Consider the following 24,282-nt stretch of genomic DNA (forward strand, 5'->3'; position numbering starts at 1 on the left):
TATCAATTGTAAAAAGAAAGATTCGCAAATGTTCGATATTTTTACAATTGTGAGAATATTTTCCGAAAAAAGGGGAAAGCGCTATCATTTTTTTAGGAGGTGGTGGTGTAGCAGTTGAGGAGGTAGGTTGCAAACTAACACAGCGAAGATTTGTGCAGGTATCAATGGGCTTTTGGCGAGGCGCAATTGATAGCTGAATTGGCGGCGTTTCTTGTGATGGTTTTTTTGTTGTGCGATTTTATACGGGAGGTAATGCCTGAATGTTTAGAAAGATAGGGAAGTACAAAAAATGGTATAGCCTTGCTATGACTATTGTTATGCTGTTCTCGATGATACCGCTAGCAGCTACGGCTGCTCAGGGAGACCTGGTCACTTTGGCTAAGTGGGACTTCAATGCTTCTGCGGCAAGCCCGACAGGTGGAGTACAAGCAGGCAGTGCCAGTAGTGTAACAGCTGGTAACGGACCGGTACTACAAGCTTATGCTGCTGGAGTCACCGGTGGAGCTGATAAAGCAATCAATGCAAATGGTTGGGATAAAGGCGGCGGATATTGGTTAGCGTCATTTGTTACAACTGGATACTCTAATATCGTGTTATCCTCTAAACAATATGGCTCCAGCACGGGTCCGAAAGAATTTAAGGTGCAATATAGTCTAGACGGCACTACTTGGAAAGATATCTCGAATGGTTCTTACAACGTAGCAGCTGATTGGGTTGTTGGAGTAATCAATAATCTTCCTTTGCCTTCAGAAACTGCAAATAAATCAGCCGTATATGTTAGATGGCTTAATACATCCTCAGTTTCTATCGGTAACGGAACTGTTGGAAGTGCGGGAACTAATAGAATAGATGACATCATTATCACGGCTACTGAGGGGTTACCAACACCAGCGCCTACTCTTGGAGGCTTTACATGGAACCAAGGTAGCGCAAGCGGTACAACAGTGGCTACAGCTGTCCCAAGCGGAACGCTGAAATATACAGTAGGCGCAGCGGGATCACAAGCGCAGCCTAATCTTGGCGATACTGTAACAGCAAACACATATGGCCCAGCAGTAAATGTTGATATCCCAGTAACAAGCGGTCAACATATTTTCATCACAAGAATTGATGCACAGAACAAAGTTACGGATTGGGTAGATGTACCGGTACTTGATGCTAATATCAAAGCGGCAACGGCACCTCCCGCAACTGCATTAACAGGCTTTACATGGGCTAAAGGTACTGCCAACGGTACTACGCAAGCTACGGTTGTACCGGGTGGAACTCTGAAATATGTCGTGGGCGCTGCAGGATCGCAAACTCGTCCTTATGTAGGGGATCCAGCAACAGCTTACACGCTTAATTTAGCTGCAGCTACGGATATCGCGGTAACAAGCGGTCAACATATTTTCATTGTAAAGCTTGACGCTCAAAGCAAAATTACCGATTGGGCTGACGTAGCCGTACAAGATACTGATATTAAACCGATTCCGGTGAAAACAGCGAATCCGGTTATCGCTAATATTACATTTGGTACGTTAACAACAGTTTCCGGTTCGGCTGGCGCAGTAGCAGCGAACTCTACCGTTTCCCTTTACCTGGATGCCACTTCGCCAACTCCGGTAACGACTACAACGGCTGCTGCAAACGGTTCGTTCAGCATCTCATTTACAAACACAGATTCAATCAAAAAGATATACCTCACAGCAAAAGATGGCAGTAACGGCGAGAGCGATAAAGTAGCCGTCGATTTATTTACAATTACTAAAATCAAAGATCTTAGAGTAAATGACGCTAATGGAGTTAATACATTAGGGAGCCCTGTCAATACAAATGTGCTGTACACGATCGAAGGCGTTGCTACAATTAAAAACAATGTCATCGGATCAACAAATAACAATTATTACATTCAAGATGATACGAGCGGCGTTAATATTTACTCGGGTACTGCACCAGGGTTCCAAATCGATCCAGGTGTAAAAGTTCGTGTGACCGGATATTTGCAATTTTATCAAGGATTACTCGAATTCACGCCTACTGCAACAGTTAATTTAGGTACTGCTTCTGTACCTGCTCCGCGGTTAACGGATATCGTGGATTTAACTACTTATGCAACAGGAGAGCCGTTAGAAGGACTATTGGTTACAGTTACAGGTAAAGTTGCAAGCTCTGTTGCATCCGGAGCAAACTTTAACGTGACACTCGTTGACGCCAATAACAAATCAGTTATTGTACGCGTCATCACCGCAGCAGCTCCAACGCTTGGCGCGGGAATTAACGTTGCAACAGATTTAGTTGTAGGCAGCACGTACACAGTTACAGGTGTTGTAGGACAAAACAAATCAGCAACTCCTTTCACTTCCGGTTATCAAATTTTCCCGAGAAGCAAATCGGACGTTGTTGGGGTCTTGAGTTTCTCTCACGATCCAATCACGCAAGTGTACAAAGATGTAGATCTTTCTTTTACTGCATTAGCACAAAACGCTCAGTCCGTTGACTTCTACTGGAGAGCGAAAGGCGATACAGGTTATACGAAAGTCGCCATGATTACTACAGATAATACAAACTACACAGCAAATATTTTGAAAGACTCTGTTCCAGCAGCTGGCTTCGAATATTACATTGAAGCTAAAGCAGGAGCACAGGTTCAATCGTCCGGAGACTCCGGGAACCCGAACAAAGTGTCGGTCATCGTGGATACAGATGGCCCAACTTATTCCAAAATGCTTCCTACTCAAGGACAAAAAACGGAAAGCAAACTGCCGGATATTTCCTTAACGCTGACCGATCCGAGCGGTGTTGACAAAAGTTCCATTGTTGTAAAAATGGATGGGACAACGATCCCTTCTCAGTATGTTACAACGGTTGGCGATGATGTTTCCGTAGCGCTTCAGACGGATCTGTCCGTTGGGGCACATACCATTTTTGTAAGTTCGAAGGATTTAAGGGGTAACCCAAGCTCGGTTTCATGGAGTTTTGAAGTTATTCCGCCGTTCACGGGCGGCAATCATTATCGCGGAACGACGCACAATCACACGAATATTTCCCATGACGCCGCGGGCGATCCGGAAACGGCTTTGAAAGAAGCTGAAAAGTATCACTACGATTGGTTTGCATTCTCCGACCATTCTCATGATATCGATTCAAGCCTTGCTTCTTCGGATAACGTCATCAACAAAGGCGGCATGACCGAAAGAACTGGCGGCAGTGACTGGCAGCTCACTCAAAAGCTAGCTAAGGATTATACGCAAAATGATAAGTTCGTCGTATTCCCTGCTTTTGAAATGACTTCCACAACATGGGGTCACTCCAACGTATTCGGAACGACGAATTTCATCGATCGCGTTGTGAATGGCGGAGCTTATCAGAACCTGAATAATTACTATGCATGGGTAATGACTTACGACGATATCGTTGCACAGTTCAACCACCCGGCTATGTCTGCGAATGCGTTCGATAACTTCATTCCATACGACAAAAACGTAGATAAACTGTTCACGATGCTAGAAGTAGGTAATGGATCAGGCCACTATGGATATGCGAATGCACAGGATAAGTTCTTTAATGCATTGGATCTTGGCTGGCACGTTGCTCCTACGTATGGTGAAGATAACCATGACGCAACATGGGGCCAAACGATGAAGCGTACCGTTATCGTTGCTAAGGATCTCTCTCAAGATTCCTTGCTAAGCTCCATGAAAAACATGCACGTATATTTCACAGAAGATCCGAACATGACGTTGGATTTCTCGGCAAACGGTTATTACATGGGTTCGATTCTAGACAGACAAAATCTTGATTTCCATATCACTGGAAGCGATAATGTCGCTGAGTCTCCAACAAGCCCGGATTATAAATTTTTGCCGAAAGGCTACAAATCGAACGACAATATTGCAAAAGTAGAGCTCATCACGAACGGTGGCAGGGTAATTGATACGTATATCCCTTCCACAGATTCAACTTCCTTTGAATGGAACCCTAAGGTCAATGTTGTGGGAGCACAGCAATGGTTTGTAGTGAAAGTAACTCAAAAAGACGGCGAGCAAGCTTACTCCGCTCCGATCTGGACCAAAGAAGTAAATCCGGACGTTCGTTTGAGCGGTATTGAAGTTGTTGGCGATGCGATCACAGGCGGAAGCCCGGCAACGATTAAAGCTCTTGTAAGTAATCTTGGTAAAACAGTTGCAAGCAATTTGAATGTTCACCTGTATTATGATCAAGCAGACGCAGCTCACAAGATTGGTGATTTTACAATTGCAGACCTAGCGGCTAAAACGATGGGATATGCAACCTTTAACTGGAATAATCCAGTCAGTGGAGATATTACGTTTATCGCCGTTGTGGACCCGCCAGCTGGAGATGATACGAAGGATAATACCTTCCAAAGGCCATTCAAGATCAAGCCTCCGTTAGGCATTACCGTTATGCTCGATGGTGCGCACGGAAACGAGAATTCATCTGGAGACTCGGGAACTTATAAAGACAATTTCAAAACGATGATTAAAATTCTACAATCAGAAGGTTATACATTTGTAGAAAACAAAGCTCCGATTACGCCAGCAGTTCTTGCAGGTGTTAAGGTGCTCATGATTTCGCATCCGAAAACGGCGTTGACGGCATCTGAGCAAACGGCTGTTGCAGACTTTGTAAAAGCCGGCGGTTCATTGTTGTTAACGGAGAAGAGCAACAACAGTGCGGATCCTACAATTAATAACCCTATTCTCCAAGCCATTGGATCGGATATTCGAGTCAATAATGACGGCGTATTCGATGACAGTAAAGATGGCAACTTCTGGGGCGATCCTAAAGTTAGCCCGTTTGCTGTAAAAGCTTATCCTGAACCTGTTGGAAACTATATGACAGATATTGTGAGAACAATAGAATATTATAGCGGTTCAAGCCTGTATAAAGCTGACGGAACGAAGCTGACGGATAGCAGTAAGGTTACACTCTTAGTTAAAGGGAATAAAACAACGTATCAAGGCAACCTGAAAGGTGGAGCTGTAGTTTATAATACAGACACCAATAGTAATAACGGGGCGCAAATACCGTTGATTGCATCCGAGCAAATCGGTCAGGGACGAATTGTTGTTTCGGGGATGAACATTTTCAACGATAAGCAGCAAGATACAACCTTTAACTACAAAGGAAACCCAAGATTCACATTGAACGTTTACAATTGGTTGGCAGGCCGAGATACGGTTGTGTCCACTATTGGAGCAGTTCGTAATTTGCCTGATGAGCAAGATGCTGTAATTGAAGGTACAGTTACGTCAGCGGCTGGTGTATTCTATGACGCTGTGTACGTTCAAGATGCTACAGGCGGGATTATGGCATTCAATCAGATTCCGGATGGTTCGCTTAAATTGGGCGATAAAGTCCGTGTCTACGGTCATACTAAAACATTCGAGAACAACAAAGAACTAGAGTTTGGTGAATTCTTGGATAGCTTCATTAAGTTGAATAAAACACCAGGAACACCAATTGCTCCAAAAGTAGCGACTACGAAAGATTCTACAAACGAAACGAATCAAGGACTTTTGGTGAAAGTAGAAGGGAAAGTTCAATCCATTGAGGACGGCGGCCTATCCTTCAACATTGACGACGGCAGCGGACCGGTACTTGTCTTCACAGACGGTTATATTGCTACCCAGTCAGGACCAGCTCCAAACGTTAAAGTCGGTGATACGCTCCAAGCAGTCGGACTCGCAGGCAAATACTCTGCTGGAACTCGGATTCGTGTTCGTGACACCAAAGAGTTGATTGTGACTGCAAAAGGCAATACCGTTGCTTCGACGCTGAGTGGAACGGATAAAGTGACTGTCGGCGGTTCGTTTGATACGACATTTGGATTAACGAATGTAACAAATGAATTGTATGCGCAGGATATTACATTTACCTATGATCCTGCCAAAGTAGAATTTGTCTCAGCTCAATCAGTTAGAAATGGATTCGAGCTTGTAGACAAGTCGGAAAAGGCTGGTGAAGTTCGACTCATTGCTGCAAGTTTAGGAGAGGGCAATGCAGTTAGCTCAAGTGGCGACTTGTTGGTACTCCATTGGAAAGCCAAAAATATCGTCACACCACAGACGACGATAGCTATCTCAAATGTATTAGTCTCTAATGCAGATGGCACTGAATCGCAATTACTTGGTGCTTCCCTCAATGTTCAGATTGAAGCTGCAGTAGATAAGTCGGCATTGAACACTTTGATTACGGATGCTCAAGGTGTATATAGTGCAGCAGTTGAAGGCACTCAAGTCGGCAACTATCCTGTTGGATCGAAAGCCGTCCTGCTTGCTGCTATTACTAGTGCGCAAACCGTTTCCAGCAGTGGAACTGCTAAGCAACAAGATGTCGATCTTGCTGTAACCGCACTGAATACCGCGCTGCAAACATTTAAGGATTCTGCTATCAAAGCAATTCCTGGAGATGTGAATGGAGATGGAAAAATTTCAATCGCAGATTTAGGGATTGTGGCTAGGTATTATGGTAAAAAATCCTCAGATGCGAACTGGATCGTTTACAAGATTGCAGATGTCAACAATGATGGAAAAATTGACATTGAAGATATTGCGAACGTAGCCAAAAAGATTCTTGATGCTAACTAATAACTTATCTTTTTAACAAATAGGAGGAAGGCAGCAATGCCCTCCTCCTACTCTTTTGAAAGAGAGGAGAAATCCTACAATGAAACGAATTCATAAATTAATCACATTCCTCCTCATAGCCTTCATGTTTTTATTTTCGCTGCCTCCGCAGTTTGCTTCAGCGGCGGAACCTACCTACTCGCTACAGATTTTAAACGATAAGCCAATCTCTATTGGCGATGAGGTTCAAGTTGCCGTGACGGGGATTGACCTTGTTGATGTTTTTGCCTATGAACTCAATCTTGATTTCGATCCCAATCTTTTGGAGTTTAAACCTGGGAGTGATAGAACCCTAATTCCTGGGTTTCGAGTTCCCGCAATCGTTGATGCAGCAGGAGGCCATCTTCAATTTGCTCATTCCAGAATTGGGGCCGTACCAGGTGACAATGGTAATTTAGGCTTGCTCAATTTATCGTTTATCGCGAAGGGACTAGGAACGGCTTCAATAAAAATTAAAAATGTAAAACTAGTGGACAGCAACTTGGAACCTAAAGAAAATGATGCAGGAGTAAATAAGACTTTTGAAATCCTAAACAGCCCAGCGAATGTTGCTTCCGGCATAACGACGATTCCAGCGCCTGCGAAAGAGGCTGCTAAGTTAGTGTTGCCAGATGTTCCGTCAGGATTTACTGTGGCGATTAAGAGCTCAAGCAACACTGCGGTTATTGCATTAAACGGGACAATTGTTCCGCAAACCATAGAATCGACGGTGGATCTCGTATTGGAAGTAACGAGAACATTGGATGGTACGAAAGCAAACACGGAGATTATTCCTGTGAAAGTACCGGCGAAAAGCGCAGCTCCAGGGACGACGGCTGAGGATATTGCTAAGGCCATAACGTCAATCCCAGCACCTGCGCAAGACGCTAAACAATTGGTATTGCCGGGTATGCCCGATGGATTTACATTAGCCATCAAGAGTTCTGGTAACGAAGCTGTTATTGCAACAGATGGGACGATCGTTCCGCCAATCGTAGAAACAACAGTGAATCTCGTTTTGGAAGTAACCAGAACTTCGGATGATACGACAGCGAGTACGGTGAGTATTCCGGTGAAAGTACCGGCGAAAAGCAAGACGGCTGCGGAAATTGCTGAGACAATAACGTCAATTCCCACGCCTGCGAAAGACGCATTTAAGTTAGTGCTGCCAGATGTACCGACAGGATATAAAGTGGCAGTCCAGAGCTCCAGTAACATAGCGGTTATTGCATTAAACGGAACAGTGTATCCGCCCGCTGAAGAAACAACGGTGAATCTCGTATTGGAAGTAACGAGAACATCGGATGGTACGAAAGCGAATACGGTGAGTATTCCGGTGGTAGTACCTGCGAAAAGCAAGACGGCTAAGGAGGTTGCTAAGGGAATAACGTCAATTCCCACGCCTGCGAAAGATGCAACTAAATTAGTGTTGCCAGATTTGCCGTCAGGATTTGAAGTGGCAATCGAGAGTTCCAGTAACACCGCTGTTATTGCATTAGACGAAACAATTAATCCTCCTGCTGCAGAAACAACGGTGAATCTCGTTTTAAAAGTAACGAGAACATTGGATGGCACGCAAGCGAGTACTGGTAGTATTCCGGTGAAAGTGCCAGCGAAGACTGAGCAAGGCAGTTCTGGCGGAGGCGGCGGAGGCGGAGATGAAACTCCAATAAGTCCCCCTGGCACTCATAAAGTAACACCCGGTGAATTAAGCAAATCGCCGGAAAATGGTAAATTGGTCATCCCGTTGTCGGGAGATGTGAAGCAAATTACGCTTCCTTCTAATGCGGCTGAACTGCTCGGTCAAAATCAGCTTGAGATTAAAACGGATAAATTAACTTTAGACATCCCGGTTGATTTGATTAAACAGCTAACGAGCGGATTATCTGCAGAAACTTTGAAAGATAGTTCGATTTCATTGCTATTTGAGTCGCTTTCGGTGTCTGCGGCGAAGGATGTAGTAGCCAAAGGGCAATTGGAATCTCAAGCGGATATTAAGCTTAACGGCGAAGTTTACGAATTCAAATTGTCTGTCACGAAAGCGGATGGTTCAACAGCCGCGGTACTGACGAAATTTGATAAGCCGATTACGATTCGCATCAAAGTGGACGCTTCGCTGAATCCGAAATTAGCGGGAATCTATTATATTGCTGATGACGGTAAACTTGAATACATTGGCGGAAAATACAGCGACGGTGAAATGGTTGCACAAATCAGTCACTTCAGTAAGTATGCCGTGCTGGAAGTCACGAAGAACTTCAGCGATGTGCCTAAGGATCATTGGGCAGTGAATGTCATCAAAGAATTGGCAGCCAAACAAATTGTGAATGGAACAAGTGCAACGACGTTTGAGCCGGAGCGCAGTGTCACTCGCGCAGAATTCACTTCGCTGCTGGTCAGAGCGTTGAAGCTTACCGGAACCGGACAGCTTTCATTTACGGATGTTAAGTCAAGCGATTGGTATGCTGAACCGGTAGCCATTGCCGTAAAAGCGGGAATTGTGAATGGGAAAAGCGAAGATGTTTTCGACCCGAATGCGCAAATTACCCGTGAGGAAATGGTTACAATGATGATGCGCGCCTATGCGGTTGTTCATGGCAGCATACCTGCGGCTCCTGCAAGCTCGTTATTTACAGACGAAGCTCAGATTTCTTCATGGGCAGCAGCATTCGTGAATCAAGCGGCTGCGCTTCATCTGGTGCAAGGACGTCAAGATGGCATATTCGAACCGCAAGGCATTACATCTCGCGCAGAAGCAGCTCAAGTGATCTACAATTTATTGAATAAATAAAATATTATTTGCTATAAAAATTCATGCAGAAAGTTAAGGTGCCAATCGAAGGATTGGCACCTTGGCTATTGTGTAATATGGTAGAAAATAGTGGTGAACATATGCGAATTTTCAATCATTCAAATTTTCAAAATTTTAATGAATTGTAAAGGAAATAGCGAGAAAAATCGGTTTACATTCAAACCAATATGTCATATAGTTTAAATATAATCAAATGTAAAATTGATAATTATCAAAAGTTTGAAAATTTTCCATTCATGAGATTTTTTAGCAAGTAAACGTTCTCAAGAAGGGGTGAGAAACAAAAAAAGAAGCCGCTATCAATAGGCTTTTGGCGAGGCGCTTTGATAGACGGCTATGGCGGCATCTTTTGTCAAGGCTTTTTTGCCATGTAAAAGAGGGCCTTCCTTAACTTACCAAATTTCGGTCAATATTGCAATTACTTGAATTTCAAAAAAAGGAATTTGTGAGGGGGAAGTAAGATTGCTACATATACTAGCAAAGAATAAGAAATGGTACAGCCTTGCGCTATCGATTCTTTTATTTATTACGATGATTCTTCCAACTGGTTTCATTGTAAATGTACCGAAGGCTCAAGCGGCTGCCCCAAGTAAGTCTAATCATGTTGTCATTAGTCAGGTCTTCATCGGCAACAGCACAAGTATTTATAAAAGCAGGTTCGTTGAACTATACAATCCGACCAATAGTCCAGTAGATGTAAGCACATGGTCGTTGCAGAATACATCAGCGACAGGTGCTTTCTCTACAATAACTAAATTAACGGGATCGATTCCTGCTAATGGTTATTATCTGATTCAATGTACGGCTCAATCCAACACAGTGGGATTGGATCTGCAAAATCCTGATGTTATTGCCTCGGGTAGCGTGAATTTTGGTGCTGCTGGAGCAAAGCTTGCAATTGCTTCAAAACAGACCGCGATAAGTGGCAGTTCGGATGCTGCTGTCGTTGATTTCATCGGCTATGGAACGGCAACGGACTCATGGGGTACAGTTGCTATCGCTAATCCCAATGTTTCCACAATGTCTTATTTCCGTCTAACCAACACAGGTTTGCAACCTGACGTATCTGGTGATGGAAACGGTTGGGATTCTAAAAACAACAAGAATGATTTTGTTTTTGAGTCGCCAAATCCAAGAAACTCTTCCTACCCAGTCGGTCCAAGTACAGTTGACTTGGGAAGTACAACAATTAATGCGCTCCAAAAAGTAGATGCTAATGGGTTGACAACAAATTTAGGGAAATCAGCTACGATTACGGGTGTAGTGACCGCTGAGAACAAAGTACTTGGAACAGAAAACACCAATTTTTACATTCAAGATTCCAGCGGCGGAATAAATGTCATCGGTTTAAATAATCCTTCTATAACCATCGCGAAGGGTCATAACCTGCAAATTTCCGGACGTGTTGCATTCACTAAGGGCCAAACGCGTTTTATAGCGAACAGCATTACGGACTTGGGAACTGCTACTGCTCCTGTCCCAAAAACCATTCAAATTATGGACTTAACTTCTTTTAGTTCAGCAGAGCCTTTAGAAGGAAACTTAACTAAATTCTACGGGAAAGTAACAGCTGTTACTAAATTAGGTTCAGACTACAATGTAACGGTGGCTGATGCTTCAGACAAAACAGCCATTGTAAAAGTTCTGGGAATAACCGGAATTGACCCGAGTAATGAGCTAGTTTTGAACTCATTTTATACATTTACAGGTATCGTTGGGCAATCTCAAGTTACTTCTCCGTACACAACCGGCTATTATTTGATGATTAGAAACATCTCTGATATTAGAGGGGAAGTCAGTGTAACGCACACCCCGCTCGCCAAAGGAATTCCGGATGTCGATCTTCCTTTCTCGGCGATTGTCAAAAATGCGGACACCGTAACCTTGTATTACAAAGCTGTCGGGGATGCGTCCTATAAATCGATTGCTATGAATTCAGCAGACGCTGTGAATTACAATGGCTCGATCCCGGCAGCGAGTGTTCCTATTCCAACATTCGTTTATTATATTGAGGCAAAAGGGGATAAAACCGTATCTGTCGGTCCCTACACAGTTGAAGTAGGCGCAGATACCGAAGGCCCGACATTCTCCAATGCGCTTCCTGCTAACGGAGATACAATAGAAACCAAACATCCTGAAATCTCTGTTTCTATGTTTGATTTGAGCGGCGTAGATGCATTAACCGCCAAAATCACAATCGGCAGCAAAGATTTCACGAATCAAGCGATTAAAAAAGAAGATCAAATCAGACTTAACTTGACAACAGCGGATGATTTACCGGAAGGTCCTAACACCGTAACAGTTGAAGCTAAAGATAAGGTTGGCAATAAATCAACGTATTCTTGGACATTCACGGTTGCCCAAAGATTTACAGGCGGGAATCATTATCGCGGGACAACGCACAACCATACGAATATTTCACATGATGCTTCCGGTAGTCCGGAAGATGCATTGAAAGCTTCTCAGAATTATAACTATGACTTTTTTGCTTTCTCTGACCATTCACACGATATCGATTCTTCTCTGGTCAATAAGGATACCGTTGATCACAAGGGCATGCCAGAGCGTTCAGGCGGTTCGGATTGGCAATTAACCAAAGATTTAGCGAAGAAATATACGCAAGACGGTGAATTTGTCGTGTTCCCGGCGTTTGAAATGACTTCAACAACTTGGGGACATTCCAACGTTTTCGGTACGACTGACTTTATCGATCGTATGCAAGACGGGGGCAAATATCAGAACTTGCAAAATTACTATGCATGGGTTCTGACTTACGATAACATCGTTGCCCAGTTTAATCATCCGGCGATGTCAGCCAATGCTTTCGATAATTTTATTCCTTACGATAAAAAAGTCGATAAACTCTTCACCATGCTTGAAGTAGGAAATGGCTCCGGTCACTACGGATATGCGAATGCGGAAGATAAACTGTTCAGTGCGCTTGACTTAGGATGGCATGTGGCGCCGACTTATGGCGAAGACAATCATGACGCCACTTGGGGACAAACGAAAAAACGTACAGTGATCGTGTCCAAAGATCTAACACAAGAGTCTTTACTTGACTCTATGCGTAAAATGCGCGTTTATTTCAGTGAAGATCCAAATGCGCAATTGGATGTTTCGGCAAGCGGTTGGTATATGGGTTCCATTACTGACACAAAAACATTGCAATTCGATATCAATGTTAGCGACCCTGTTTCGGAAAATAGCAGTGATCCGAAATACAGCTATTTGAAGACAGCGTCTAACGATAACATTGATAAAATTGAAATCGTCAGCAATGGCGGCAGAGTTGTGGATACCATTAGTCCGTCTGGATCAAAAACGTCATTAAATTGGAAACCCACAGTGAATGTCGTTGGCGGCCAACAATGGTTTGTTGTACGTGTTACGCAAAAAGACGGGGATCGCATTTATTCTGCCCCAATTTGGTCTCCAACAGATGATCTGTATGTTAAGGTTAGCAGCGTGACTGCGTCGGAAGGATCGATTACCGGAGCAGTTCCAACTACGCTAACGGCTAGCATCAGCAATCTTGGTGTTATCAATGTCAGTAACCTAAACGCAAGTTTTTACTATGATACGGTAGATATCGGAAATAAAATCGGTGAAGCCGTTATTAGCGAGCTTCAGACGAATAAGTCCGCTACGGCACAAGTGACTTGGGCTAACCCGATTGCAGGGAATCACAAGATCATTGTCGTGCTTACAGCAGGGGACGGAAATAATATCGGAGAAAATAAATTTGAACAAGCCTTTACAATCAAGCCTCCACTGGGAATCAAGGTACTGATTGATTCCACGCATCAAAATGAGAATACATCGACAGATACAGGTAAATATGCGAATAATTTGACGACATTTACTTCAATGATGCGCAAAGAAGGCTATACAATAGCTGAGAATACGACAGCCATAACTTCTGCGGCATTAACAGGCACTAAGATTCTTATGCTAACCCATCCAGCTACTTCGTATTCAACGACAGAGATTAACGCAATCAAAGACTTTATAACTGGCGGCGGATCTGTTTTCGTATCAGAAAAAAGCAATGGGACGGCACTCAATAATTTATTATCAGGTGTAGGGTCCACTGTTTTATTCAATGGTGACACGATTTATGATGATTCAAGAGCGGGTAATTTCTGGGCTACAATTACAGGAAATGAATACGCGGTAAGAGCACATCCGGTTCCTCTGAACAATTATTTAACTGATTTTGTTTCAGTAATGGATTTTTACAGTGGTACGAGTCTTGCTCGTAATAACGCTGGAGCAAGAGCGGCACTTGTGGATACGAACAATGTTTCCATATTGGTTCGTGGTAACGAAGCAACGTTCCAACAGAGTGCGCCATCAGGAGGCTTTTCCTATAAGGTGGGGTCAGGAAGCTCAGGAGGTTCGCAAATTCCTCTAGTGGCGGCTGAGCAGATCGGCAGCGGCAGACTTTTCATTGCGGGTATGAATATCTTTAATGATAATCAATTGAAAGTGAGTACGGACCCTAATGATAACGGGGACTTTGCCCTTAACGCGATGAAATGGTTAGGTCACCTGGATACCAAAGTTACTTCGATCGGCGATGCGCGCAAACTTGCTCCCGATACGGAAGTCGTTGTTCAAGGTAAAGTAACTTCCGGTGCCGGAGTGTTCTATGATGCCGTTTATGTACAAGATGATACTGGCGGAATCATGGCTTTCAGTGAAATTCCGGAAGGATCTTTGAAAGTCGGAGACACGATAAGAGCTTATGGTCATATCAAAATTTTTGAGAACAACTTTGAGCTTGAGTTTGATAAATTTGCTAACAGCATTGTTAAAATAAGTTCGGGTTCGCCAATTCAACCCAAATCTTTATCTACGAAAAATGCGACTTTAGATGAAAATATGGGACAATTGGTCAAAGTCTTCGGGCAAGTTACAGCGATTCCGGATGACAGCTCCTACGTCTTAGATGACGGTTCAGGCGGTGTGCTTGTATTCGTAGACGGCTATATTGCAAGCCAAAGCGGAGTGCCGATACCGAAACTTAAGATTGGGGACAAGCTCTCGGCGATCGGTCTATCCGGAGCATTCTCCGAAGGTACAAGGATTCGGGTACGCGATACTAGAGAATTGATTAAAACTGATGCTCTCATCCCGGTAACGGGCGTTCAACTGGACAAAAATTCAGCGACAGTATCGCCAGGCGATCCGGATATTACGCTTATAGCTAGTGTATTGCCGGCAAATGCAACGATTAAGACTGTTATTTGGAGTTCGAGCAATGAGGCTATTGCCAAGGTAAACAACGGCGTCGTTTCTATCGTAGGTCTTGGAACGGCAACGATTAGTGCTGAGTCGCTCGATGGAGGTTTTAAGGCATCGGCCGTGATCAATGTCATACCGGTGAAACCGAACGTTAGAGCCGATATTGGCGCGAAAGTGATTGTCGGTATCGATTCGACTATGGAATACAATATCGATGGATTGGGCTGGAATCCTTATGTGGCATCCTCACCTCCTAATCTTAGCGGCGAGCATAATGTTCAGGTCCGTGTTAAGGCGACTGGCAGTGTGCTTGCAGGTCAAATCAAGAATTTGTATTTCAGTACAGCTGCTCCTGCGTTAACCGGTTTTGCTTGGACGGCAGGCAGTACATTGGGAACTAAAGCTACAGCAGTTCCAACAGGTACGTTGAAATATGCGGTGGGTGCAGCGAATGCCTTGTACCAACCTGCAATTGGAGAAATAGCTTCTGACTACACGAAACCGTTAGTCGTTAATACGGATATTTTCGCTAGTCCAGGCCAGCATATCTTCATTGTATCTGTTGACGGATCAAATAAAATTACCGGATGGGCCGATGTCTCGGTAGCGAGCGGCAACCTTGTTACTCCGCCGACCCTGGTGAAATGGGATTTTGAGGACAGTACGACTAATGCTTCAAGTGGGCTGAAAAAAGCTACGGCCAAGCCAATATCTGTTGTAGGACCGACAGGAGCGTTTAGTTATCCGACTACTAGTGGAAGTAAAGCAGTAAGTACTTCCGGATGGGATGCAGCTGGAGATAAGTACTGGTTGGCATCATTCGATGCTTCTGGATATTCCTATATCCAAGTGACTTCGAAACAAACCAGTTCAGGAACCGGACCGAAGGAATTTAAGCTGCAATATAGTTTGGATGGTACGACATGGTCCAACGTTCCTAATGCTGCGATTACAATAACAACAGCGAGCACTTTTGTCACCTTGGACAACGCGACGCTGCCACCCGCAGCTAATAACCAATCTGCTTTGTATGTAAGGTGGCTTCTAGCATCAAATAATGCGATTAACGCCGGGGCGACTATTGCAACTGGCGGTACGAGCAGACTTGATGACGTTATCGTTACCGGTATTCAGCTGCGGCCGGCTCCTGCTGTGAACGCAGATGATACGAATAAGGTCATAACGGGTATTGATTCAACCATGGAGTACAATATCAACAACTCAGGTTGGGTAGCTTACAACTCGGCAACTCCGCCTATGCTGGATGGTAATTTCACGGTTCAGGTTCGTGTGAGTGCGGTTGGAGATGTCATGCCAGGGCTTAGCAAAACGTTGACCTTTACAGGAAATGCGCAAGCGCCTGCAGCTCCTAACGTAACGGCCGACGATGTGAACAACAAGATAATTGGCATTGACGCGACGATGGAATACAGCATTGACGGCGGAGCGTGGACAACATACAACGCGGCAGGGGCTCCAAACTTAAGCGGCAATCATATCGTGGAAGTACGTGTGAAAGCCAATGGAGCAATACCAGCGGGTCAATCTACGGTTCTTACGTTTACGGAGAATACGATTGCTGTAACAGGAGTGACCTTGGCACCAAGTACTTTTGCTCTTATGGTTGGAGACACTCAAACTCTAACTACAACGGTAGCTCCGATGAATGCGACCAATCCTGCGGTAACATGGAAGTCAAATAATCCGAACGTAGCCGATGTTGATGACAGTGGTCAAGTAACGGCGGTAGGTGCCGGAACAGCAACCATTACGGTAACGACCGTAGACGGCGGCAAAACAGCAACAAGTGATGTAACAGTGTCTAGCAGATTGGATGCCATCAATCCGACCTTAACTGGATCCAACCGTGTTCTAGTTGGCGGTACAATCGATCTGGCTTATGGCTTATCGAATGTAACAAGCAATGTTTATGCCCAGGATATAACATTCACTTATGATCCGACACAAGTTGAATTCGTATCTGCCAGCGCGATGAATAATGAATTCGAGATTGTAAGTCAACAAGTGAAACCAGGGCAAATTCGTTTCATTGCTGCCATCGTAGGCGCAGCCAATGTAAGGAATGGCGATTTGATGCAGCTGCGCTGGAAAGTGAAGCCGTCGATCACGCAAGATACGACAGCAATAATAACTCTCTCCAATCTGGTTCTTACTGAAGGAGATTTCGGAGAAACCAAAGTGGCGGGCGTTTCCCACAGCGTACAAATATCGGCCATCATCGATAAGGCTGTACTGAACGCATTAATCGCAGACGCTCAGACTAAGCTTGCCGCTGCTGAAGAAGGAACCAAAGTCGGTCAATATCCGGCAGGTACGAAGGATGCCCTGCTTACAGCGATTAACAGCGCTCAAGCTGTTTCAGACAATCAATCCGCTGCGCAGTCTGTGATCGACCAAGCTGTTGCCGCGCTGAATTCGGCATTGCTTACATTTACGTCATCGATCAATATCGCTGAGCCAGGAGATTTGAATGGAGACGGTAGAATCAGCATAGCAGACTTAGGTATCGCAGCGAGGTACTATGGTAAAACATCTGCTGATCCAAACTGGAACACCTACAAAAAAGCAGATATAAACAATGACGGAAAAGTAGATATTCAGGATCTTGCAATCATTGCTAGAAAAATTGTTTCCAGCAAATAAGTTAAATTCCGGACTTTGGGGGAGGGCGGATATGCCTTCCTCCAAAGCCTTTAAAGAAAGGAATGCCTTACTATGATGCATATACGTAAACTTCTTTCATGCAGTACAGTAGTAACGCTTCTCGTATTTTTGCTGCTTCCGCAATTCGCTTTCGCGGCTAATGATGCATCTTTTACCCTTAATGTCTCAAATGACAAACCTACTGTAGATGATCGAATAACTGTTGAAATTAAAGGCAGCAATCTTCTTGATGTGCATGCTTACGAAGTAAATGTTGACTATGATCCTAGCCTTTTGAAGTTTGAAGGTGGCTCGAAAGTGAATGATTCAGGCTTTACGGACGTCTCTGAAGCACAAGGTCGAATTACATTGGTGCATACAGAATATTTTGATAATGCCGAAAAAAGTGAAACTTTGTCTTTAGGTACATTGACCTTTAAAGCTTTGAATAAAGGAACGGCTTCGGTTCAACTAACAAGTGTCGATATATCCAATAATAAGGATCAGGAGACATCACACACGGTAAACATTAGTAAGTCAGTTGAGATCGCTAGTAAGCCAACTGGCGGCGGCGGTGGTGGTGGTGGTGGTCCTGTAGGCCAATCAAATCCAGATGTAGATGGTAAACATGTCATAACGGTTGAAGAAATGGGCAAGCCGGCAGTAAACGGCAAAGTGATCGTTTCCGTATCGGCAGACGTGAAGCAGGTTGCGCTGCCTTCTAATAGCGCCCAACTGCTCGGTCTAAACCAGCTTGAGATTCAATCGGATAAATTAACCTTAGATATACCTGTTGCCTTAATTAAGCAGTTGACGGATGGACTGTCAGCGGATGCATTGAAAGACAGTACGATCTCTTTGAAGTTCGAGCCGTTATCGGCTGCTGCCGCGAAGGACGCTATCGCGAAAGGACAAGCTGAATCCCAAGCGGATATTAAGCTTGCCGGCGATGTTTATGACTTCTCGCTATCTCTCACGAAGTCAGATGGTTCAACAATCGCGAGTTTGTCGAAATTCAACGAGCCTATTACGATCCATTTGAAAGTGGACGCTTCGATTAATCCGAAATTAGCCGGAATTTACTATATTGCCGATGACGGCAAGCTCGAATTTATCGGCGGAAAATACAGCAACGGAGAAATGACTGCGCAAATCAGTCACTTCAGCAAGTACGCCGTACTGGAAGTGACGAAAGCATTCACGGATGTTCCGAACGGACATTGGGCTGCTGACGTCATCAAGGAACTTGCGGCAAAACAAATTGTAAACGGAACAAGCGCAACAACGTTTGAGCCAGGACGCAGCGTAACGCGTGCAGAGTTTACATCGTTGCTAGTCAGAGCCTTGAAGATTACCGGATCCGGACAGCTTTCATTCACGGATGTGCAAGCAACCGATTGGTATGCGGAAACAATTGCTAGCGCGGTAAAAGCAGGTGTAGTGAATGGCAAGAGCGAAACTATCTTTGATCCGAACGCGCAAATAACGCGTGAGGAAATGGTTACGATGATGATGCGCGCATACGCCACTGTCCATGGCAGCCAAGCGGCGGCTGGTACATCGTTCACCGATGAAGAGGACGTTTCGGCTTGGGCCGTCCAGTTTGTGAATCAAGCGGCTGCGCTTCATTTGGTGCAAGGGCGCTCCGCGGGTGTATTCGATCCGAAAGGCATTACAACACGTGCCGAAGCAGCTCAGGTCATTTACAACGTTTTATCGAACTAAAAGCTCATTTCAAGAATAGAAACAGACAGAATGCCATTCGCAAGAATGGCATTCTCATGCTTACAAATCAATTATTTAATGGAGGAATATCATGTTCCGGTCTAAACCTTCACTTCGTCTAGCCTTGTCGTTGCTGCTTGCATTGTTTCTGTTCGCTCTACCCTTCAAGCAAATGGTTGAAGCCCATGCGTATAGCGCTGCTTATACGACACTTACGCTAACGAAAACGCAAACGGAGATGACTTATGCGTTAGATGAGTTATCTGTAATCGAGTTGGTTGGAGGCGACACCAACAATAACCATATGATTGAGCAGGAAGAATTCGATGCGATGAAAGATAAGATCGAAGCGATGGTTAAGAACAGTGTCACTTTGAAAATTAACGATCAGCCTAAAGAATGGACGAAAGTGGAAAGCTTTGTTCTTGATCGCAAAGGTGACGCAACGAAAGTGATACTCAAGGTGTTGTATCCTCCTGTGTCCGAAACGGATTCCATTTCTTTGACAGACGTGCAGTATGTTAATGATGCAAAAACGAATTATGTCAACTTGTTAGCTATTGTATACGGACCTCAAAAGAGTACCGCTGCATTATCCGGTAAAGACCGCAGTTGGCTTATGCTGATGACGGCTGATGAATACTCAACTTTCTATCAAGATATTGCGCAAGCGGAAAGTGCTGCAAATAATCATGCGCAACCGCAAGATGCAGCTGCGAATTCGCAAGTGAGCTCAGGATGGTTGTCGTTTTTCAAGCTTGGGATGCATCATATTTTATCTGGATACGATCATCTGCTTTTCTTATTTTCGCTCCTCATTGCCAGACAGTCATTTAAACAGTATGCAACGATGATTACGGCTTTTACGGTTGCTCACAGCTTAACATTAACTTTAACGGTATTGGGAATCATTAATGTGCCTGCTTACATTGTAGAGCCTGCCATTGCGCTTAGCATTTGCTATGTTGCCTTGGATAACATGATCCGTAAAAATGTCAGCCACCGCTGGGTGTTGACTTTCTTATTTGGCTTGATTCATGGTATGGGCTTCGCCGATATTATGAAGGAAATGGTCATCCCGAAAAACGAATTAGCTGTTGATTTAATCAGCTTTAATCTGGGGATCGAAGCTGTGCAAATTTCAATTGTCGCTATACTATTGCCGCTTCTGTATTACTTCCATCGTTGGAAACTATCGAGACGGGCCGTTATCGCGGCGTCCGGCGTCGTGCTTGTGCTAGGCGGTATTTGGCTGGTAGAAAGGCTTGTCGCGTAATTATAAACATGATTCATATCAAGAATAAGAGTAGGGGGAAGTTCCTTGCAGAATACGATAGTGCAGAAAAAAACCATGTGGAACAGCAATATGCTCGCCGGCCTTTGTCTGGCTTTTATTGCGCTATTATACTTCTTCTCTACCACGGCGCCAGGATCAGTCTTAAACAATCCGAAGCTGCAAATTTTCAAAACGATGTTTATCAGCATCATTTTGGAAGCCATGCCGTTTATTTTGATCGGCGTGATCATTTCAGCCGTGCTTCAAGTGTTTGTCTCTGATCAGGCGATCCAAAGAATCATTCCCAAAAATCCGATTTTGGGGATCATTACCGCCAGTATATTAGGAATTATTTTCCCGATTTGCGAATGCGGCATGGTTCCTGCTATTCGAAAGCTGATTGAAAAAGGCATGCCTTTGTATGTAGCCACAACGTTCATTCTGGTTGGACCGATTTTAAACCCGATTGTTTTCTGGTCTACTTTTGTTGCCTTCCGTTCCCATCCCGAAATTACGTATTCGCGTATGGGATTAGCATTCGTCGTAGCTTTGATCGTTGGATTGATCGTGTATAAATTCGTGAACCCGGATCAGCTGAAAGTGAAAGAGTCCGCAGAGCCGAAGCCGGTTAAGAAGACGCTAAAAACGTTAAACAATCATGGGGCTCACAATCATGACCATGATCATGATCATCATCATCATCATGGCCATCGCCACCATCACCATCATCAACCGAAAACGAATAAATTGGTTGAAATGATGGGCCACACCGTGCTCGAGTTTTTCGATATGGGCAAATTTTTACTGTTTGGTGCGCTGCTGGTGGGTCTGCTTCAGACGTTTGTATCCAGAGATAGTCTCGTTGCGCTCGGACATGGGCAGGGAAGCGCCAATATATTAATGATGGGCCTTGGATTTATACTCTCTCTATGCTCTACTTCCGATGCTTTTGTCGCACAATCTTTCCTGACGACCTTCTCAAAAGGCTCGCTTGTTGCTTTCATGGTTTTCGGACCGATGTTGAATTTAAAAGGGCTTTTGATGATGTCCGCTGTTTTCAAGAAAAAATTTATTGTTTTGCTTAGCGTACTTGTCATTATTTTTGTATATGGGGGCACACTGCTCCTGGAAGGATTTATTTTGAAATAATTCCTATCTTCACGATCTTGGCCTGGAGGATGAGCTATCCTATGATAAAAATGAATGCCGCCGTCATACACAACTTTCTAAGAGCGTTTATATTGCTTGGTTTCGCGGCTTTAATTGTGTATTTAGAGGTATCGGGAGAGATCCTGCTGTATGTAACGCCGAAACTCACGATCTATTTAGACATCGCCGCAGGAGGGCTTCTTATTGTTGGCGGTTTTCAGCTGTACATCTCGATCGTTTCCTTGAAAAGACCGGTCATCGTATGCGATTGCAATCACGATCACGATCACGGACACAGTCACGAACTTCCAACCTCATTAGGGAAAAACGTCATTATATACAGTTTATTTCTCCTTCCTCTGGTGTTTGGGGCTGTGCTGCCGAATACCGCGCTTGCTGGTTCCTTGGCTCAGAAGAAAGGGATGAATCTGGGAGGCGTTTCACTTAATCAAAGTACCGCTCCCGCCGATTTGGTTGAACTGGATGGCAATGAAGATCCCGCATTGAAAGAAAAGTTTAAGACTTCTATCTATAACCGCGACTATGCGAAGCTCGGCATGCTGCTTTATCAGCAGGATCAAGTTGAGATGAAAGACCAATGGTATATCGAAAAATTGCAGGCGCTGAATACGTTTGTAGACAATTTCCAAAGCAAGCCAATCAAAATTACAGGGTTCGTTTATCGTGAAGATGGCATGCCTGATTCGCAGTTCATTATCGGAAGATTAGGTATGACGCATTGTATTGCGGATATTTCGCCGTACGGCATTATCGCGGAAACGGCTCAAGCAGGTCAGTATGCCAATGATTCTTGGATTACGGTGACCGGAACTATCGATCAAACCACGTATCACGGGCAAAAGGTCATGAAAATTATGATCGATAAAATTGATAAAGCGACAGCGCCGAGTGTGCCTTACGTCTACCCGGATTGGGATTTCGCTGCTAAATTGTAAGGTTAATTTTTGGGCTCAAGGGGTGATTGGATGCTGTTGAATGTTGGAAGCTTAGTGATTATCGCGCTGTATACAGGTTATAATATTTTCTATTTATTTCGAATGAGAGATAAGCTGAAGGGGACGATGGGGTCCTTATTCGCCATGATGATTGCGTTCGTAGCAAGCGCGGCTTTTGGTTTGGTATCGGCGCAAGCTTATCAAGCGAATATTTTGCTTTCGATCGCATTAGCGGCTCTGTTTGCCGTCATATCGGGCTTTATCTCAGGTAGACCGAATGGCTTGCAATCCGCCATCAACAGTGTTTTGATTGGATGTCTAGGCGCCATGGCAGGAGTGCTGTTAGGCGTTATGCTAATCGTTTCGAATAAAGTTATTGTTGCAGCCGATACGGTGTTTCTCATCTTTATGTTTCTTACACAGAAATGGATGGAATGGCAGTCGAACCGTGTTGAGCAAAAGGCCAAGCCGACCAAAGGTAGTAAAAATAAAGCCAAGCCTGCAGCCGCATCCTACAAAGGCACCATTATCCTTGCGGCGGTCCTCGTTGTCTTCGGGGTGGGCATTCTGCTGCAAAAAAACCATATTCAAATTGGCGCCATTGGCCAACCTCAAACTCAGGTTGCTGTTGTCGATGAAAAAAATGATCTTCAAATTGCCAACATTCAGGTTAACCGTTCGGGCATAAGTCCGAAAAATACGGAATTCAAGCCGAAGCAGATGATCAAAGCGATCGTCAATGTGAATGCGAACGCGGGAACAGGCTTGAAACTCAAGTCGCCTATCCTGGGCATTGATGCTAGTTTAAATCCGGGCGACAATGTATTCCTGATGAATAATCCGCAGCCTGGTACCTACGAGTACACCGTGGAACCCGGCGGGTTTAAAGGTACTTTCACTGTGAAATAAGAACGTAATGCAATAAAATAGTGTATCAAGAAGGGCGTTCCATAGCGAATGGCCCTTTTTGGTTATTGGAGAATTTAAGGCATGGGGGTAGCGATGCTTGCCACTTCGTTCATGCAGGGACGGCCCCAGTCCCTATGACTCGCTGGGAGGGGAACAACAGGGCGCTATTTTGCTGAAAAGACCCCTTTGCGTGAAGGAGAGGGAACTAGAGTCTGCTATTTTGCCATTTGAGCAGATAGTTATTGCGTTTTGGTGAAATAAGACCCTGTAGTTACCCTCGGGCGCCCGAAATCTCGCTTCTCGCCGGAATAGAGCCCTGTAGTTCCCTATGTGTGACGATGGGGACCCGGAAGCGGGGTTCCCAATGTATACGTATTGGAGTTCGGACATGAGCGATGTTTACGGACAGAGAGGTTCTTTTTCGATGGGAAAGGACCTCTTCGGACATGTAATGGACACCAGCGCTGTTATTTGCTAACTTGGGGGCTGATTTCGCCCCAATATCGGCAAATAAGGATTAGGGTGTCCGTTAGCAGAGAGGCACGACGTTTTTCGCAAATATAACGGCCGCCATGTCCGGAACGTGATGAGACATAGGACTCCATCACCTGGGAAGAGAAGTCGAAGGCGGCGAAAAGTAGAACAATAAGGGGAAGGGTAGGGGATAGAGAAGCGACCGCGTCCGTATTTGAAACGGTCGGAACCCTATTCCCCATGACCTACCCCACGCTCCAGCGTACGAGTTTAGACAAGGACCTAGCCGCAAGCTAGGTCCTTTTTTTTGCATTTGCTCAAATGTAAAATTAATAACATGACGAAATTTCAGAAAAACAGCCGATGTAATTCGGGTTAGTCAGAATAACTGTCCTAAAATTAGTTGTAAGCGATATCTTTTAATAAAATATTGTAATATTTAGTATTTACATATGT

General features: G+C 44.4%; 8 protein-coding genes. All 8 read left to right on the top strand.

The window, feature by feature from the left end; translation table 11 throughout:
* Positions 1-305: 305 nt before the first annotated feature.
* The 8 genes from GC097_RS07405 to GC097_RS07440 all read left to right on the top strand — a co-directional run bounded on the left by GC097_RS07405 (position 306) and on the right by GC097_RS07440 (position 23,352).
* Positions 306-6,593, top strand: a complete 6,288-nt coding sequence (locus tag GC097_RS07405; RefSeq protein WP_171682672.1) for a dockerin type I domain-containing protein — start codon at positions 306-308, stop codon at positions 6,591-6,593.
* Between the two features lie 79 nt (positions 6,594-6,672).
* On the top strand, positions 6,673-9,402 hold the full coding sequence (locus GC097_RS07410; RefSeq protein ID WP_171682673.1) for an S-layer homology domain-containing protein: 2,730 nt from the start codon (positions 6,673-6,675) through the stop codon (positions 9,400-9,402).
* Positions 9,403-9,885: 483 nt separating this feature from the next.
* Positions 9,886-17,337: a DUF4073 domain-containing protein gene (locus tag GC097_RS07415; RefSeq protein WP_171682674.1), complete on the top strand. Its 7,452-nt coding sequence runs from the start codon at positions 9,886-9,888 to the stop codon at positions 17,335-17,337.
* 75 nt (positions 17,338-17,412) lie between these two features.
* Complete coding sequence (locus GC097_RS07420) at positions 17,413-19,062, top strand: S-layer homology domain-containing protein (protein WP_171682675.1); 1,650 nt, start codon at positions 17,413-17,415, stop codon at positions 19,060-19,062.
* Positions 19,063-19,153: 91 nt separating this feature from the next.
* Positions 19,154-20,338: a HupE/UreJ family protein gene (locus GC097_RS07425; RefSeq protein WP_171682676.1), complete on the top strand. Its 1,185-nt coding sequence runs from the start codon at positions 19,154-19,156 to the stop codon at positions 20,336-20,338.
* Between the two features lie 45 nt (positions 20,339-20,383).
* On the top strand, positions 20,384-21,487 hold the full coding sequence (locus tag GC097_RS07430; RefSeq protein WP_246294033.1) for a permease: 1,104 nt from the start codon (positions 20,384-20,386) through the stop codon (positions 21,485-21,487).
* Between the two features lie 41 nt (positions 21,488-21,528).
* Positions 21,529-22,443 carry a TIGR03943 family putative permease subunit gene (locus GC097_RS07435; protein WP_171682677.1) on the top strand — a complete coding sequence of 305 codons (915 nt, stop codon included), beginning with the start codon at positions 21,529-21,531 and terminating at the stop codon, positions 22,441-22,443.
* A gap of 30 nt (positions 22,444-22,473) precedes the next feature.
* Entirely contained in the window at positions 22,474-23,352 is an 879-nt protein-coding gene (locus tag GC097_RS07440) for a hypothetical protein (RefSeq protein ID WP_171682678.1), read from the top strand.
* Positions 23,353-24,282 lie beyond the last annotated feature (930 nt).

The sequence above is a fragment of the Paenibacillus planticolens genome (genome assembly GCF_013141725.1).
GTDB classification, from domain to species: domain Bacteria; phylum Bacillota; class Bacilli; order Paenibacillales; family NBRC-103111; genus Paenibacillus_E; species Paenibacillus_E planticolens.